Annotated in this window: 17 protein-coding genes and 1 pseudogene; 5 read left to right on the top strand and 13 right to left on the bottom strand. The window is 37.7% G+C overall.

Annotated elements, in window-relative coordinates:
• Window positions 1–813: 813 nt before the first annotated feature.
• The 3 genes from IFO69_RS10335 (at window position 814) to IFO69_RS10325 (ending at window position 1,840) form a co-directional block, all read left to right on the top strand.
• Window positions 814–1,173 carry a hypothetical protein gene (locus IFO69_RS10335; RefSeq protein WP_192010029.1) on the top strand — a complete coding sequence of 120 codons (360 nt, stop codon included), beginning with the start codon at window positions 814–816 and terminating at the stop codon, window positions 1,171–1,173.
• A gap of 184 nt (window positions 1,174–1,357) precedes the next feature.
• Complete coding sequence (locus tag IFO69_RS10330) at window positions 1,358–1,576, top strand: hypothetical protein (protein WP_192010028.1); 219 nt, start codon at window positions 1,358–1,360, stop codon at window positions 1,574–1,576.
• 84 nt (window positions 1,577–1,660) lie between these two features.
• A complete protein-coding gene (locus tag IFO69_RS10325; protein ID WP_192010027.1) occupies window positions 1,661–1,840 on the top strand; it encodes a histone H1 in 180 nt (59 codons plus the stop codon).
• Between the two features lie 38 nt (window positions 1,841–1,878).
• Here the strand turns inward: IFO69_RS10325 and IFO69_RS21725 are convergent, their stop codons facing one another.
• Window positions 1,879–2,010 carry a hypothetical protein gene (locus IFO69_RS21725; protein ID WP_262891623.1) on the bottom strand — a complete coding sequence of 44 codons (132 nt, stop codon included), beginning with the start codon at window positions 2,008–2,010 and terminating at the stop codon, window positions 1,879–1,881.
• Window positions 2,011–2,294: 284 nt separating this feature from the next.
• Here IFO69_RS21725 and IFO69_RS10320 point away from each other — a divergent pair, with 284 nt between their 5' ends.
• Window positions 2,295–2,432 carry a hypothetical protein gene (locus IFO69_RS10320; RefSeq protein WP_192010026.1) on the top strand — a complete coding sequence of 46 codons (138 nt, stop codon included), beginning with the start codon at window positions 2,295–2,297 and terminating at the stop codon, window positions 2,430–2,432.
• A gap of 166 nt (window positions 2,433–2,598) precedes the next feature.
• Here IFO69_RS10320 and IFO69_RS10315 read toward each other — a convergent pair whose 3' ends face one another.
• From IFO69_RS10315 to IFO69_RS10290, 7 genes and pseudogenes are all read right to left on the bottom strand, one after another.
• A complete protein-coding gene (locus IFO69_RS10315; protein ID WP_192010025.1) occupies window positions 2,599–3,648 on the bottom strand; it encodes a linear amide C-N hydrolase in 1,050 nt (349 codons plus the stop codon).
• Between the two features lie 462 nt (window positions 3,649–4,110).
• Complete coding sequence (locus tag IFO69_RS21720) at window positions 4,111–4,314, bottom strand: hypothetical protein (RefSeq protein WP_394354468.1); 204 nt, start codon at window positions 4,312–4,314, stop codon at window positions 4,111–4,113.
• Window positions 4,315–4,372: 58 nt separating this feature from the next.
• Window positions 4,373–4,495: a DUF5615 family PIN-like protein gene (locus IFO69_RS21715; RefSeq protein ID WP_262891628.1), complete on the bottom strand. Its 123-nt coding sequence runs from the start codon at window positions 4,493–4,495 to the stop codon at window positions 4,373–4,375.
• Window positions 4,495–4,605: pseudogene (locus IFO69_RS21860) on the bottom strand (DUF433 domain-containing protein); the annotation flags it as partial. The pseudogene IFO69_RS21860 and the gene IFO69_RS21715, both read right to left, overlap by 1 nt.
• Window positions 4,606–5,185: 580 nt before the next feature.
• A complete protein-coding gene (locus IFO69_RS10300; protein ID WP_192010023.1) occupies window positions 5,186–5,659 on the bottom strand; it encodes a hypothetical protein in 474 nt (157 codons plus the stop codon).
• A 589-nt stretch (window positions 5,660–6,248) separates the two neighbouring features.
• Complete coding sequence (abc-f, locus tag IFO69_RS10295; protein ID WP_192010022.1) at window positions 6,249–7,859, bottom strand: ribosomal protection-like ABC-F family protein; 1,611 nt, start codon at window positions 7,857–7,859, stop codon at window positions 6,249–6,251.
• A 145-nt stretch (window positions 7,860–8,004) separates the two neighbouring features.
• Window positions 8,005–8,742 (bottom strand): SDR family oxidoreductase, encoded by a 738-nt coding sequence (locus IFO69_RS10290; RefSeq protein ID WP_192010021.1) that lies wholly within the window; start codon window positions 8,740–8,742, stop codon window positions 8,005–8,007.
• Between the two features lie 86 nt (window positions 8,743–8,828).
• Between IFO69_RS10290 and IFO69_RS10285 the strand changes: the two genes are divergently transcribed.
• Window positions 8,829–9,167 (top strand): winged helix-turn-helix transcriptional regulator, encoded by a 339-nt coding sequence (locus tag IFO69_RS10285; RefSeq protein WP_192010020.1) that lies wholly within the window; start codon window positions 8,829–8,831, stop codon window positions 9,165–9,167.
• 572 nt (window positions 9,168–9,739) lie between these two features.
• Here the strand turns inward: IFO69_RS10285 and IFO69_RS10280 are convergent.
• From IFO69_RS10280 to IFO69_RS10260, 5 genes are all read right to left on the bottom strand, one after another.
• Window positions 9,740–11,767: a hypothetical protein gene (locus tag IFO69_RS10280; protein ID WP_192010019.1), complete on the bottom strand. Its 2,028-nt coding sequence runs from the start codon at window positions 11,765–11,767 to the stop codon at window positions 9,740–9,742.
• 413 nt (window positions 11,768–12,180) lie between these two features.
• Window positions 12,181–12,771: a hypothetical protein gene (locus IFO69_RS10275; protein WP_192010018.1), complete on the bottom strand. Its 591-nt coding sequence runs from the start codon at window positions 12,769–12,771 to the stop codon at window positions 12,181–12,183.
• 702 nt (window positions 12,772–13,473) lie between these two features.
• Complete coding sequence (locus tag IFO69_RS10270; RefSeq protein ID WP_192010017.1) at window positions 13,474–14,850, bottom strand: sensor histidine kinase; 1,377 nt, start codon at window positions 14,848–14,850, stop codon at window positions 13,474–13,476.
• Window positions 14,847–15,515, bottom strand: a complete 669-nt coding sequence (locus IFO69_RS10265; RefSeq protein WP_192010016.1) for a response regulator transcription factor — start codon at window positions 15,513–15,515, stop codon at window positions 14,847–14,849. Before IFO69_RS10265 ends, IFO69_RS10270 begins: the two co-directional genes overlap by 4 nt.
• Before the next feature lie 47 nt (window positions 15,516–15,562).
• Window positions 15,563–17,536, bottom strand: a complete 1,974-nt coding sequence (locus IFO69_RS10260; protein ID WP_192010015.1) for an LTA synthase family protein — start codon at window positions 17,534–17,536, stop codon at window positions 15,563–15,565.
• Between the last annotated feature and the right edge of the window lie 20 nt (window positions 17,537–17,556).

The following is a 17,556-nucleotide window of genomic DNA, read 5'->3' as shown; positions in this document are numbered from 1 at the left end:
GAAAACATCTCATCACCTAACCGATGTAAATATACAACAAAAAAAAGAATATAAAATACATTTTTAAATAAATATATTTTCAATATACTGAATTGCATTGCTTAAAATAATCAATAAACAACATACACATAAAACCAATTTAAAACATATATAACCAGCTATGCCTTAATTAATTGATCTATTAAACTATTAATAGATGGTGTTTTGGTCAATCTTTGTCATCAGCTCATTTGCTGAAAATGTCCCTCTTTTTTCATATGTTTGAATCTTACGATAGAAATATGCCCCACGTTGGAATAATCATTCCAAAAGGAAATTTGTCCACCTCTTGGAGACTTTTATGTAATTAGCAGGTGCCTCATAGGGACCGATGTGGAACTGGCATGGACGGACATCAGGTCAAAAACAAGCTATTATGCAGGAATGTATGAATGGGAAGAATGTACCTTTTTGTTCTACCTGGTTCATGCATCAGGTAAGACGCAAATAGAGATAAATACTTTGGGAATATTTCTTTATTCCTTTCCCCTATTTTTATATAACAAAGCGAACAAGCCTTTTGTGGTTGCCTTGGAAAAATATTCAATAAGGTCTATTACTCCTCCAAGTACTGCAGTTTGTAATGAATGTTCATCTAGATTTAGCCTTCTTAAGAAAGAACCTGTTCAATACTTTCTATTTATCCGAAATTTCTTCATCCCCAAGACATTATTGTTTATAAACACACGAAACATATAAAATATACCCCTTTTGGGGTATTTCAATAATAAATTCAAATCTGTAATTTTTGAATTTTATAAACCACAACTTTTGATGAAAGACTTATTCCATTTTTCAAAAGATGCAAAACCAACGGGAATCTCCACTTCCATTAAATTTTGTGCACTAGGGGTTACAGTCTTGTCCTTTTTGGTAACAGGCTACCAATTGGACACCAGGTATTTGCTGGGAGCAGCTTTCTTGTGCCTTTTGGCCTGGGTTTTGGAAGTTTACCTGGTTGAAAAATCCAAAAGGTTTCATCATAAAAAAAATGGTCAAAAAGGGAAAAAAGAATCCACTCATTCTATACAGGAACTCTCCAGAAGGCTTTTAAGAAGACATGTTCTTTCATTTACGGGATGTTTTTATACCTCCATATGCCTCATTTTGATTATTGTAGCCATCGTTACTTAAAGCCATTTAAATATTTGAATTTTGCCCATAAGAAAACAGTAAAAGCCATATATAACCAGTTCTAACATAAATAATTGATCTATTATAAACTGTTAATAGGTGGTGTTTTGGTCAATCTTTGTATCCAACTCATTTAATGAAAATATCACCCTTTTTTCATATGTTTGAACCATAAGATAACAATATGACCCACGTTGGAATAATTATTCAAGACCATTATTGCAATGGATTCCGCAACACCAAAGAGGATCTTTCAGGAAGTATTATTGAGGCTGAGGGGAGGGATTGGATTGTACTGAGAACATCTGAAGGCAATCCAATAGTCATTGATTTTTCAAAGCACCTCATTAAAAAGGAGGACTTAATTGCCTCATGGAGCATTGCCAAGCAAAAAACAGCCTAAAAACTTAAGGTATTGCAGTAATTTGGCATTCACTTTGGATAAATTTGGAACCATCAACTTATTTATACTACAAACACTTTAAAGATGAGTAAATTTTCAGAATTAAAATCACTAGTGGAATCCTTGGAAGCAGATTTCACCAAGTTTTATGATCAGGGCAATAAAGCTGCCGGAACCCGTGTAAGAAACGGCATGCAAGCCATGAAGACCATGGCCCAGGAAATCCGAAGCGAGGTACAGGAAATCAAAAACAAGGACAAATAATCGTATGAACAAAAAAGGGGGTTATCCCCTTTTTTGCTTTAAGCATTTCCACCAGTCAGGTAGTCCACTGCTTTCTGGGCTTTGGCAGCGGATTTCACCAACAGGCGTTTTCCGATAGCTACCTTGGAAATCCTTCTATCCCTCATCGCGATAAGCCAATATTTTTCCAACTATTAAGGAGCTGAATGGCTGATTTGATTTTTCGAATTGTTGAGGGATCAGATAACTCGGATAAGATTTTCTTTCTTGCAACATATTTCGATGAACACAAAGATTTCTATCCTACTCTGGTCAAATTGTAGCATGGGGCTTTAATAAATGTTTACTGAAGGAACAATTATATGATAAACGCTTGAGTTGATCCATTTAATAGGTTAAACAAGTGATTTACAGGTAAGGAAACATTTTTACTAATAAATATAACCGCAACTAAACCAGAAAAGATTAACAGCGAATGGAAACGATCGTTTTGTTTGATTTAGGTTTCCACGACGTCAATCTTCAGTTCTACCTGGCAGTTAGACAGGCTTCCTACAAGTTGAGCAAAGGATGTATGGTTACTGGCATCATAGCAGATAATCAGATTGTATAATAAAGGAGGATAATAACATTATAATGGAGGATTAACATTTTAAATCAATGGTTGAGATACCCCTTCAGCACATAAAATTGAACTTCTAAAAAGTTCGCTAATATGATCCTGTAATTCAGGAATTTGGAGCTTTAAAATGGCCCATACAACAATATTGTCAATACTATCATATACCTATGAACCTGAACGGCTCGGATTCTTTAAACTCACTTGAGGTTTCACCTGAATAGGTCTTATTATTCGATAGATCTAATTTTTTCACACTGGCCTTTTCACTGAAGTCGATTTTGTTCAAATCAACCCAAAAAGTATTTGGTGTCAAAGCTGTCTCAAAATAATAAACCAAGTTTTTTTGGTCAGCAACAACTCGCCAACGGGTTGTCGATAAATTTGGATAGCCGTCAATTTGAAATCCATATGGCACTGAAACATTTCTGATTACGCTAAAAACACTAGCCACAGCCACTCTTGTATTGTCAGTCTGAGGAATAGCATCTATAAAAAATGAAGCTCTTACAAAGCGGTCGGCGGCAGTAACAGAACCCGGCAAAAAGGTTTTCCCTGGAATATTTTCCCAATACTTTGCAATGGCCAATTGCTGGTCAAAAGGAGGGTCATTCGTCATTACCGTATAAGTAGGATCGTGGTGTATAACCAATTTGCCATTGATGTATTCGAATATGGCATTGTCTCCTGTGGCGTCTGAAATTGATAAATGAACGGTTGTGAACTTATCTGTTCCTGGAATGAAATCAGAAACGATAGCGAAATTCTCCTGTTTTAAAGCCTCAACTGCTTCTGCAACCGTTGCAAAATTATCAAGAACATATTGTGCCCAAAGTGAAATAGCCAATCCTTTTTTATCACCGTCCATCTTGAATTTTGGGTACTCGGATTCCACAAGCCAGAGCATATTGGCTACCAATCCCTTTTCATTCATGCCATCTGGTGTTGAAATGTCCCAAGAGCTCACCACAACACTTCCATATTTTGAAACCCATTCTATGCAATTATTTCCAACCTCGCCATTACGTGCCATACCTCTCGGGAAAATCCATTGATTTGCAGGGATTTCAATTGAAAAATCCATTGTTCTACCTGTTAATACGGTGTTGTTTGGCCCTTTATAGACAACTCTTGTGCAAGCATTAGATTGTGGTACATGCCCAATAAATGTTAAGAGTAGGGCAATTAGAATACTAACCGATTTTTTCATGATAGCTTCTTTTATTGATTAATAATATTTCATTTCTGAGATTTCCTGCTGCATGGTTTTTTTCGCTTGACCACCAACTTGTATAGCTGTTAACCAAAGTTTTGACAAGCTCCCTTTTATTCTTAAATTGGTGTGCCTGGGCTAAATTTTATCTTAAGATACCCTTTTCCTTCTTTATTGACACAGTACAATGCTTAAAATAGATATCCCCAAAACAAATAAATACTCTACAAAGGAGGGATGAGCGTAAAGAAAACAGTCAGTGACTGTTATTAGCGAGTAGCCAGCTTACAGAGCAGCCCCTCTCTTTTAAGAGGTGATTTTTCCCAGATCAAAAAAATAAATAATAGTTGGACATTGCCACTACGTCTCCTCTTTACTACTATATGGTCATAAGATCATTATTCATTCGCTATAACAGGATTTACAAATACCCAAGGTATTAGCAAAAGGAGGCTTATCTCACCTAGGCGAAATCTCTTTTGGTGTCTTGCCAAGTTGGTTACCATCAAAGTCTTGTGTAAAGAAATCAATCAATTCTTCTAGATCATCTGATAATATAAAATCAACAATCACTGATTGCATGCTAATCATTTTTTCTGCTATGCTTTTGGTCGTGGTATTTCCCATCCTCAACCATATGATCTTTGGTGTATACCCCTTTATATTTGCCAGTTCATAAAAGTCAGCATCAAAAGTGATAATTGTATAATCATTTTCTTTCTCATATTTTCAAATCACTGGCATTTTCCAGACCTAGCAACCTGACCTGTTTGACTTCAGGATAATCACCTTTTAACAAGTTAACTACCCGGAAAGAAACATTTTCGCCAAACAATACTTTCATCAAACCACCCGGATTTTATGCTTCCTGTCAGCAGCATAGGCAAGACAGGTTTGAGTTTGCTCCCTGTTTATTTCGGGAAAATCTTCCAATATCTCTTCATAGGTCATCCCGTTGTCCTGCCATCTGGGCTACGCCACTCCGCACAGGTGCTGGACCACCTAAACTTGAGTCTCCGACTCAATCTTCCGACGCAAACCTCATCCCCTGTAATCAATATACCCCATCCCTCCTCGCCCTGTCTAGGAGTAGACTGAATCTACACCTTATTATACTTTATTACCAAATAACATCATTCGTCAAAATACCAGATGCAAATGTTTGCTCATAACCACGTATCCGAAATGATAAACCCCTTTTTCCTTTCGGCAACAGAACAGGTTTTCCAACGTAATGTCCCTGTATTCCTTCCATTTAAAACAACTACCTAGCCAACTACCTGAAAAATTAGAAAATAAGGCATTTCCTCGTCACTGATTTGATATGTATCGCCCATAGCTGAAAATAGTTTTAGCTTTCTGGGATTATTAATTCCAAGGATAGAAGGTGTATTAGACTACATTTGGTCGGAGTTTCAGCTATTACTGAAAATTAGTACTGACTCTAGCAATGCATAACTTTTCGTTTCAGTTCATATTTATGGATTCATGGTGCAGTAAGATTATAGATCCCAATAGCAAAGAACAATTTTCTTTATTGTGGATCATCAGATAATTTTGTAAACCGATAAAAAATAGCGTCGGAGGCATTGGTATGGATAATAAGGGTATCGTTATAGATCCCGTCCACCATATAATCATTGGGATACCCCAATTTATCAAAATACCCCATGACATAAGCGGAATCCGTATCAGGATATCCCCATCTGTCCTTATACCATATAAGTATAGTGTCCAATTTCAATGTAGCTCCTGAATAACCTTTGATTCGGCCGTTAGGAGTGAATTCCCAGAAAATATTTCCGAAATCATGATAACATGTAGCACAGATTCCACCTATTCCATAATGAAGCTCCCATTTCCCCTCTAGGGTATCCTGTATGACAGATAAGGGTTGATTGTATAAAGTGATCGTTGATCGGGGCCTTTCTTTTTCTCCACAATGGCTAAATAGCATGGAGAGTATTATGAAAAATGACAAAGAAAAATAAGTAGCGGTCGTTTTCATTGTTGTAGATGTTTATATACTTATATAGAAAAGGCTTTAAATACAAAGCTTTGGATAAAAAACAATTGCTGATTGACACAATATTGGTAAACTAGATAACATTTAAAGCCAAAGCATCACTGGATTCAGTGATTTTATACTTGGGCATAACTCTATATATCACTTGATAATCTTTTAATCCTGCTTCTTATCTCTAAATGATTTTAGTTAACTTAGCTCATAGAATTTTTATTAAGTACCTTTTTCATGAAAACTTCCATTGATCACCTTCCAAAAGAAAACAAAAACAAATTATTGCTGCCAAGGACCTAATTCTTAGCAGAGGGATATAGGTATGATTCCCGCACCTCAGTATAGGAATTACCGGACTTTGTCACAGACTACACTTAACGAGAGGATGTCTTGGGAACATGCCGTCTACAGGTAAATTAATTCTTGGAAATATTCTATTAATCGATACCACAGTCATAAGTAAAAAACCATAATCTCTACCGTTTCTAAAAGACAAAGGGGAAAAAGTATTCCCCTAATTACCCTATTCTCAACTCCCTTTCGTTCAACAATGTATCCAGATTACTATTAGGATGATTTAGCTATTAGCTGTTGCACTTGTATTAAAATTAATTGACCTTTCAATATTTATTTGTTCCAAAAAAGTATCATCGTGTGAAACCACAATCAATGTACCTTCATATCCATTTATTGCCGCAGTCATTATTTGAATGTTTTGAATGTCCAAATTATTTGTAGGCTCATCCAAAACGATGATGTCAGGTGATGTATTGCTTACCGTCAAACAACAAAGCATCAAACGCATTCTTTCCCCACCGCTCAATGCCCGGCAAGGTTTTTTCCAATCTTCTTTTCCAAATAAAAACCGGTTGAGCCTGATTTTAATTTCATGTTCATGCAAAGCAGAAATGTTGAACTGTTGTGCCTGCTCGTAAACGCTAAGCTTATCGTCAAGTAAAGAATAGTCTTGGTCAATATAAACCGATTTGTTATCAGCTCGGTAAAGCGTTCCCCTTTGCGGTTCCAAACTGCCTAAAATCAGCTTGATCAATGTCGTTTTTCCCGAACCGTTTGGTCCTTTCAATGCAATGCGTTCGCCACTTGTTATTTTAACATTCAAGTTGTCTTCCCAGAGCAAGCGCCTGCTATAAGCAAAATTGAGGTCTTTGGCTGTAAACAGTATTTTTCCTTTATGTAAGGTTGAATTGTCAAAGCCAAGTTTCATTTTATCAATATCGGGCAATATCGATCGTAACTCCCTTAACTCCTGGGAAATCCCCTCGGTTTTTTCGGTATGGATGTTTTTTATTTTTGAACTACTGATCTCGGCATCATTCTTCATTTTATCCATCATTGCTTTGCCCATACCTGCTTTGGATTGTTTTTTCTTTCCCCGTGCATCGTTTTTTTGTTGGCGCTCCAAGGTTTCCCGCTCTTTTTCCCTGGCTTTTCGCAATGCTTTTTCTTTGCTCTGAATATCCTGATCCAATGCGTTATTCTCTACCTGTTTCTGTTCAACATAAAAATCATAGTTGCCACCAAAAACCTTGATTCCGTTTTTACTTAATTCACCCACGCTGTCCAATAGGTTCAGTAAACTTCTATCGTGGCTTACTACTATCAAGGTGCTTTTTGAAGACGCTATAAAATCATGCAAAAGCCTCCGGCTCGACATGTCCAGATGATTGCTCGGTTCATCAAGCAAAATCATGTCAGGTTGATGAATGTAAATGCTAGCTAGAAAAACCTTTGTTTTTTGTCCGCCACTTAAAGCTTCCAATTTTTGAGACAGATCCAACTTATCCAGTTGCCAATAGTTTAGGGCTTCTTTGCAACGCTCTTCAATGGACCAATCATCATTCAGTAAATTGAAATTTTCTTCATTGGTACTTCCGTCTAAAATTTCTCTTAAAGCGTTTAATTTTCCATCAATCCGCAATGCTTGAGCAATGCTCAGGTGATTGTACTGGCCGAAAACCTGAGGTATATAATAAGGTTCGGAATCAACTTTTAATTGGCCGTCGGAGTATGGTAATTCTCCAGCAATGATTTTCAGTAAGGTAGATTTACCTGCCCCATTATTCCCGATTAAAGCAATTTTTTCTTGCTTATTTACGGTCAGGCTGACATTGTTAAACAGTAAATCCTTGTTTGGATGTATATATGAAAGTTGTTGTAGGATCAACATAATTTCTTTCTTTAAAGGGTTAATAATCACACAAACCGTGCACAAACCGTTTTTGCAGTTTGGCTTCTTTAAATGCTCAGAAAGAAATTGTTTTTCACATACTATTTTGAAAATTTAGTTTACAAACTTACAAAATTATTTTCTTTTATAAAGTCATTCCACCATCAATCACAAAATCTGACCCGGTGATGAAAGAGGCATCTCCATTACTCAGATACACCACTAATTTGGCCACATCTTCAGGCGTTCCAATCTTTTTTAATGGAATGTTATTGGCAAGATTATCCCAAATGGAATTGGCTGTATCTTCTCCATAAAAATGGTTTAAAACATTTGTCCTCGTTGGCCCAGGGCTTACGGTGTTGACCCTAATTTTTCTTGAAGCCAATTCTGCAGCTGCGGTTTTAGCTATTGAGTTTAGGGCAGCTTTACTGGCTTGATAGACTGAGCTTTGTGGATTTCGCATTGCAGCAGTATTTGAAGATAAAAACACCACAGAGGCTTCCTCATTTAACAATGGAATAAACTTACTCAAAGTAAAATAGGCTCCTTTAAAATTGATGTCCATTACAGCATCAAAATTCTCTTCAACAGCATTTTCAATGAGTGAAGGATCACCAGTTATTCCTGCGTTGATAAACAAAATATCCACTTTTCCGAACTGCTTTTGAATAGACTTGCTCAATTTTGAGATGTCTCTAACATTCGCTTGGTCAGCTACAAAAGGAATCGCTCCGATTTCTTGTGCCGCTTTATCGATGGCTTCTTTTCGTCTTCCCGTGATAATGACAGTTGCTTCTTGCAATATTAATTCTCTTGCTGTAGCGAAACCTATTCCGCTATTCCCACCAGTTACGATGGCTATTTTGTTCTTTAAATCCATTTCTTTATCCTTTTTGACAAAGATATTTATTAAATGGTATACTTTTGTAACCAGTATCACAAAGTATACCAAAAAAACTACATCAAATGGCTAGAAATCAAATAGATGAATTAAGAGCATTACAAGACACTTTATATTTTATCGGTGGAAAATGGCGATTGCCGATCATCAACTCTATATGTAATGGCAATAAGCGTTTTCGAGAAATAGAACGTAGCATTCCAGGCATTACTAGAAGGATGTTGTCCAAAGAATTGAAGGATATGGAAATGAGCAAATTAGTACAAAGAAATGTTTATACAGATACACCAGTCTTGATAGAATATGAGCCAACAGAACATTGCCGTTCATTTGGAAAAATAATTCAAGAAATGATTAATTGGGGTAAACATCACAGAGAAATTGTTGTCAGGGGAAAATCATGAATCTTAATAGAATTTCGGCAGGTTTAACGGCTTGTTTATATGTTTATTTAATAACAATGTTGCCTTGAGACAAAGTACTTCTCCATAATTACCCCACTCACCCCCCTAGGTGTAGGTACTATCTACACCTTATTATACGCTTTTACCAAATAGCATCATTCACGCCAAAGGTCCATTTGCAATGCCTAAATACAAGCCCTGTTGTTCTGCCAGCTGAGCTACGCCACGGCGCACTGGTGCAGGACCTCCTAAACTTGAGTCTCTGACTCAACTACTTGCTTCCATCTCAAGACGCAATACTCTTGGCTAAAACCTCACCTGCTTTTCCCATCTCCCTAGTATCTTTATACCATGTACCTTGGGGATGCCTTGGGGACACTTTACCTTCGGATAAATTATTTCTTGGAAATATTATATATTTTATCAAACCAAAGACAACCCTAAAATCAGGAAACGAGAATTATAGATTCCCAGGATAGTAAGTAAAGTGGGCCAGTTCAAGCAGCATCGAGGCTGTCCTCCCTCCTGCGTGGGACGACCCCTAAGCCAATAGCATAGGTTTGTCTATACAATTAGATATCCTGAACAGCGCTAACCGGACCAATAACAGGAGTCTGAGCTGGTTTAGCTATTCCGTAGATTACCAATACACCGGAGCCTCCTCCCCATGTTGAAAAGGCGGGATCCGGTTTCGCTTCCATAACAGTTTGAGGCAGGTTCCAGTTATTGGCACACCATATATTCCCTGCTTGATCTACGACCACATCAGTCAGCATCTGAATACTGCCGGAACAAATAGTGTGAATCACATCTCCTGTATGAAACGCTTCCGTACGCCCGCTCGGTGAAGCTCCGGCCATGAATGATACTCCTCTGCCCATAAAGTTGGCTACCCAAACATCATCATTTCCATCAACTGATATCCCCCAGGGTGCATTCAGTTCACCATCTCCATAACCCTTCAAATTAGACTCATGGGTGCTTTTATCAACCGTGTCCTTTGGATCGGCATCAGAGGGAACCATAAAAACAGAACCTGTTTTAAGATTCCGCCCTACGGTTTGTTCAAGGTGCGGATAGCCAAGGGCAAATCCTTCAATTATAGAAACGCCGTCTGTGGGAGTTGTAGAAGGAAAGTCTGGACTGGTATTACAGGCTACCCAACAATTCCCTTTGGAATCAAGGGCCACACCACGTCCCCCACCTGCAAGGATAAAACGTTCCACCGGTGTATCTTTTTCAGAAGGAGAATAACGGACCAAGGATTTACCATTCGTATTACTGATCCAGACACGGTTAGCATCATCTATCGAAGCAGCAAACGGGGCAGAAAGAGCGTCGTTAAGATCCTCATCTACCACAACCCTACCTCTGGAAAGGTCCCCTTCAGGAAAATGAAGCATCTTATTGGATGAGGTCGCTACAACCCAGATATCACCGTTCGGTGCTACCCCAATGCCTTGCAGCCCCCCGATTTCATTTAAGGCTTCCGCCAGATCTGCAGGAACCTGTTCAACTACAGGAGCACCGTCTTCCAGCCGGTATGCACCAATTGCCCCATTAAAACTCGTCACCCAACAGGTATCATCTTTGGTGACTGCCGTTCCCCAGCCTGCGCCGTCCACCCCCATTCCCGTGAAACCGGTAACTGGTGGGGACAGTAATCGACCGGTCGAATCAAGCTTGACCAGCCCTCCTCCTATACCTTGATACACGCCATTTTGTGCCCCTGGCATCCAGTTCAATCCGGTCCACAAATTCCCCTCTTCATCCAAAGAGAGCTTTCCGGGTGCACAGATTCCACCTTGGCCAAAAGCCAAAATCATGGCAAAATCCGCTGGGGCAAAACTTAAATATGGTACAAAAGGAGAACTCCGTCGGCTGACTGGAACCTTACTGTTGGGCTTTGCAGGAAAACCATCTTTTGGCTGTGGGTAGGCTTTATCAAAAAGATGAAATAAATCTGCTGGATGTACCCAGGGAGATTGGGCAATACCAATCATCGCAGCTGCAGTATTCTCTGGCCTCTTACCAGCTAATGGTGTGGCGTATTTCAAAAATTCATCCTGCCAGTCATATCCCTCTATCTGTACCGTACCATAAGCGGTAATTAGTGCTGCCAGTGTATTCAACCGTGCCAGTGTCTCATTCTGTGTGATGTTGAATGGATCCATCAACACATCACCCCAGGAGCCTGTCACTGGATTGACAAGATTGGGAGTGTTTTTAGCAGCGATCGTAACTCCATGTAGATTTCCCGACAACTGAAGTCCATTAAAAAACTGGGCACAGGTAAAAGCCGAGGCCACTGTGGTCAGTTCATTCACCACTACCCCGTTCTTTGCTATATCCTCCATAAAATTAGGCGAAAGTACAGACAGCATTACCACTTTAGCATCCTCCAGTTCTGCGGTGACATAGAGGATAACATCATCTGATTCTACAGTAGCTTTTATGGTAAATTCACCTTTCCCTTCTGCTGTCACAATGTATTCTCCGACCGAACCTTTATTATTCGCCTCCCACAATTTCACGGTCGCAGTAACTTCACTGGAATGGTTAAATGACAAACTTCCTTTAACAGTAATTTGATTAGACATGGCTTTGATTTTAAAAGTTATTTTCGATTCAAAAATTATTTAATCCTTAAATAAAGAATACTGTATCTTTTTCCGGCTGTGTTTTGTCCTTCATTGCCTAAAACGGCCCGGAAATACCCAAATACCTACTTAAAATACACAATCCCTTCGGTCAAAATCTTGTTTTCTAAAAATATAAAAAATTCTAGTTTTAGCACAAAAAACTACCTTTTTGTTAAACGCAACGTACGCCAGGAATGGTGAATATGCTTTCAAAGGCTGGTCGGGCCCTTGACATCGCACTAGATCACCTTTTTACTACTACCAGCTCGCAAGATTAAAGCTCATTCAGCATAAAAGAATTACAAATTCCCATGATAAATTAATCAGATTAATTCGCGTATTCAGAGTGAACAAGAAAATATATTTAGCTATTATTTTTCGTTTTTGTGAAGCTCTATATCCGCAACAAAATTTAATTCAGCCCAATCAACAATGTCATAAGTCAAAAATTTGTTTTTCCACTCTTTTTCTTTACCATTTGGTACATAAAAAAGAATACTTCCACTATTTAATTCCTCATTATGCTTTTCTTGTAACTCAAACTCATTCATTGCATCCAACCAGTCATTTTGAAATTCTATATTTTCCATTCCAAAAAGTTTAGGAAATATTGTTATTTGATTTGTTTGATAGTGCAGATAACCCGTTACAAATAAATTAGCACCATCATTTGTATAGGTTTTCTCATTAAGTTTATCCAATATATATTCAAATTTTTCTGAGGGCAGGTTTGAAGTAAAGGTCAAAGATTTAATTTTATAAACTTGATGATCAATCTGATTGATAAAATTGAATATTTGATTTATATCTGTTCCACTTTTAATTCCAACAGCAACTTCCCCTGGTACAAATTCCCTATTATCCGGCTCTGAATCATAATTGGAACATGATATTAAAAAAATCATTAATGATCCTAATATTATTACCTTCCTGCCCAGTGTTAAAAGCACAAGATTTTTCATTTTACAAAACTCTGTTTTATCACAAAACGTAATTTCCAATTAAAACGCTACAGAAAACCCTATTGACGTATACTCCTCCTTTCATAATAACCAAATAAAATCAGGATCTTTCCTAGGCGCTCCCACGCCAGTTGTCCTGTCAGCTGGACTACACCAGGGCGCACAGGTGCAGGACCTCCTAATCTTGAGTCTCCGACTCAGCTATTTTTATACATCTTCCAACGCAAACCTCATCACCAGTATAGATGTTGGTTGCATCTACACCTTATGAAACGCTGTTACCAAATAACATCATTTACGCCAAAAGGCCATTCGCAATGCCCAAGACCGAAATACAGTTAAACGATTAAACATTAAACAGTTCTACAATGTCTTGTGAATAATGCCTGTCCCGAATAAGTTAGAGGACAAAAAGTAAGAGCCAGTTTATCCATTATGGGAGTGATCGCAAACTCATCACCATAACATCTCGCAAAGGGGCTGTTATCTTCACTGATCAACCATAGAATATTGGGTAGATCTTGAGCTGATAACATTGCAGAAAAAACACGCAAAATAAAAATAACAGCAATGCATTTCGATTCACTAAAATCTTCTTAAGGATACATAGATAAAGTAATATGACCTTAAACAACTAAAATACAATATTCTTAAAAAGAAACTATTAACCAAATAATAATACTGTAACTATTATAAGTACAGCTATTCAAAAACTATATGTACCCAAGTTCCTTCTCCATATTTACTATGAATATCAATTTTGGCATTTATGGCATCCGCAGCCTTTTTTACAATTGATAAACCCAAACCATTCCCATTAATTTCCTTGTGGTCCAAAGGCTGGGACCTAAAAAACGGATTGAAAATGGACGGAAGATCTTCTTCCTTGATCCCCAAGCCTTCATCCTTTATATAACAGTGGCAGTAGCCAGCCTCTTCCTTTATTCTGATCTCTACTTTCCCTCCAAGTTGACTGTATTTTATCGCATTATTGACTACATTGTCCAGAATTAAATTCCCATAATAATAGGGCACCATATGATCTCCAGATTGATCAGCATTCAATGAAACGCCCAATTCCTTGGATCTGATCAGCTTTTGGTGCCTGCCAAGAATTTCATCTACTAAAACCGTAACAGCGGCCATCCCTTGCTCCTTGGCGGGTTTATTTTGGGCATTTCTTGCTAAGAACAACAATTGCTCCACAATTTTTGACATACGGTCAACCTCATTGAGACTATCATGGATTTTCTCTTCGTAATCTTCAATATTTCGTTTCTTTCGGACCAATACCTCCAAAGTCCCCCTCAAAGAGGCCAATGGAGTCCTCAATTCATGGGAAGCATCCGAGGTAAATTGCTTTTCCCTTTCCATCGCTTCACCAATCCTGTCCAAAAGCCCATTGATAGAAGTGGATAATTCATAGATTTCATCCCTATAGGGAGGGAGAGCTACCCTTTCATCCAAATTATTCTTTGTGATGCTGTTAGTAGTATTGATAATGGTAGCTATTGGTGCAATGCTTTTCCCTGCCAGGTACCTGGATATAAAAAACAATAGTAAAGTAGAAATGGGGAACAATATAAGCAGGGTCTTCATCAAATTGGATAATACCATAATGGAAGCCTCTAGTGGCAATGCGGCCACAATATATCCTTTGGTCTTTCCATTTTCTTTAATTTCAATATGCACCTGACGAATGGGCCTATTATTCAGTTTCGTATCATAGTGTTCATCTATGGATGCCAACTGATTCATCACCAAGCTATCCCCTTTAAGATTGGGGGACTTATCCATTACCTGGCCTCTCAATCCCATTAGCTGCAAAAAAACCGGGTTAATCTGAACTTCTCTATGCTCAATTTCCTCCCACTCTTTTTTATGGGTAAAAAAGATGGTATCCTCTTCCACAGCAATTTCCAATAAATGCTTATTGGCTTCAAAAGTCAGGTTTTTGTCCAGACTTTCATATACGGTACTCTTGACAATAAAATAGATAAAACCAAATACCAATAGACTGATAGCTGATGTGGCAATCAGGTAATAAAAAGCTATCCTATTTTGAAAATTTAGTTTCATAATTCCTTGGCGATATATCCAACTCCCCTAATGGTCTGAATATAGTTTTCTCCCTCCTCCAAATTAAGTTTTTTCCTAAGCGCATTGATATAAACATCTATTACTCCTGAATTATAATCGAAGTTAATATCCCAAACATGCTCAATGATCTGTGTCCTTCTACATACCTTTCCTTTGTTTCTAATCAAGTATTCAAGCAAGGCAAATTCCTTTTGGGTAAGATAAACCTCTTCACCATTTTTAAACACCTGATGGGTGCCAATATCCATGCGAATATTCCCAACAGAAAACTGCTCATGTTCCCCACTTACTGGCCTTAACTGAACTTTTACCCTTTCCAGTAACTCTTCAAAATGAAACGGTTTTTTTATATAATCATTTGCCCCGGCTTGAAGTCCAAAAATCACATCAGCCACCTCATCCTTTGCAGTAAGAAAAATTATGGGGGTCTTAGTGTTCTGCTTTCTGAATGACCGACAAACCTCAATGCCACTGATTGATGGAATCATCCAATCCAATAAAATAATATCATAATCGCTGGACACAGCCATATCCAAACCTTGAATTCCGTCGGATGCTGATTCTACCATATAGCCTTCTTCTTCAAATCCTTGTTTCAAGAATCTAACTATTCCAGGTTCATCTTCAATTATCAAAATCTTCATGAGCAAAATGCTTAATTTATTAATATAGGAACTGGATTGATCTTCACTTATCTTTCATTATGATTTACTTTAAGTCCATCGTGCTTATAGAGATAGGATGCCAATTGATAATAAGCAATGGTTTCATTAAGATAATCATAATCCATATCCAAAGGCTCTAATTCAAAGGTATTGGCATCCCAATGATAAAAATTACTATTCATCTGATCATCCAACACCATTAGTTTGTCCTTTTTCAAAAGACCAAGCTTTCTATAATTTCCCACAAAGGCCCTTTCCTCTTCCGAGCTAATATCCAATACATTTTGTCCAAAAAAATTACTATTGTATTCCCAACCCATCATAGAGAACAAAGTAGGGAAAATATCTATTTGCGAACAAAGCTTATCAATTTCCATTGCTTCATACCCAGGTAAATTATATACCAAAGCAGGAATGCGGTAATTTTTAATATCCAGTTCCCATTTGCCAGCACTACTGGCGCAATGGTCGGCCATGACTATAAACACCGTATTCTTAAACCATAGTTTTTGGGATGCTTTCCGAATTAAATCATGGATAGCAAAATCTGTATATTTTACAGCAGCTGACCTTGAACCTTGTATCAAATCAATTTTTCCTTCCGGAAAAGTATAGGGTCTGTGATTGGAAGTGGTCATTACAAAATCGAAGAAGGGCCTGTCCCCTGCATTTCTACTATCAGCATGCTTAATAACTTGTTCGAATAGATCCTCATCGCTAATACCCCATGCATTTTCAAAATGTATTTCCTCATCAGCAATCAACTCCCTAGAAGTCTTTATTTCATACTCCGGGATATACCCTCTCCCCCTATCAATAATTTTAAATCCGTTACCACTGAAAAAGGCATTCATATTATCGAAATAACCGTCACCACCATAATAGAAATAACCATCATAACCCTTATCATGGAAAACTTCATTGATAGTAAACAATCCAGCATTTTTTGGCCTTTTGACTATGCTTCTTCCAGGCGTAGGGGGAATTGACAGACTGATAGCTTCCATTCCACGGACAGTCCTGGTTCCTGTTGCAAATAAATTTGTAAAAAATATACTGTTCTCAGCCAAACTGTCCAGATAAGGAGTCAATCCATCCTTGTTCCCAAACGATTCCATAAAACTCGCGCTTAAACTCTCCACGCATATTAAGATAACATTGGGGCGAATTTCATTATTTGACGCATTGGCCACCTTCCTAAACACCCCTTCATTTCCTAAAAATTCAACCTTCGAATTAGACAATTTCTTCCTGACAATTTCATTGGCTGATTCAAGGGGTTCTAAGGCATAAAAAGTATTATAGTCCATTTCATTATTCCTAAAAGCAGCAAAGAAAGAATAAATTCCTGCTTTGGAGATTTCATTATTATAGCGGTTAGTTGACCATTCTGCATCCTGATTACTAACAAAAACAGCAAAAATGAGAGCTATTGCTAAAACTGCAAAACCGACCATTCCCCTATGTACAATGGATGTTGTATTATTAAATGCACTTCGGAATAAGTTCATTTTACTAAATGTAAAAATCGTTATGCCGACTAAAACCAGAATTCCCCCCATCAACAATGGTAAAGGGTAAGACTCATTAATATTGTCTATCACCTCATAAGTATAGATAAGATAGTCCACTGCTATAAAGTTAAACCTGTTATGGAACTCTTCCCAAAAGGTCAGTTCCGCAAAAAATGAAAAATAAATTACCAATAAGTTTGTTAGTAAGCCTATATAGGTAAATACCTTGTCCAGCATACTGCCAATTAGTTTCTCGGGAATCAATATTAGGTAAATTGTATAAAGAATAAGGAAAAAAGATACTGTTCCCAAATCATAAAAGAAACCAATAGCCAAGGTTTTGATGATAGCCAAAATCGAGGAATTTATCTCTTCTACTTCCCACAGGAACAAGACCATTCTCAATACAAAGGACAGAGCTACAAAAAGAACTGTAAACCCCATTAATACCGAAAAACGGCGTGTAATATTATTTATTTTTTTCATAATTGTACAGAAAAAGATAG

The sequence above is a fragment of the Echinicola arenosa genome, assembly GCF_014841125.1.
In the GTDB taxonomy this organism is placed as follows: domain Bacteria; phylum Bacteroidota; class Bacteroidia; order Cytophagales; family Cyclobacteriaceae; genus Echinicola; species Echinicola arenosa.
Note: the sequence above shows the minus strand (reverse complement) of the source record. Positions and strands in the feature narration are given on the sequence as shown.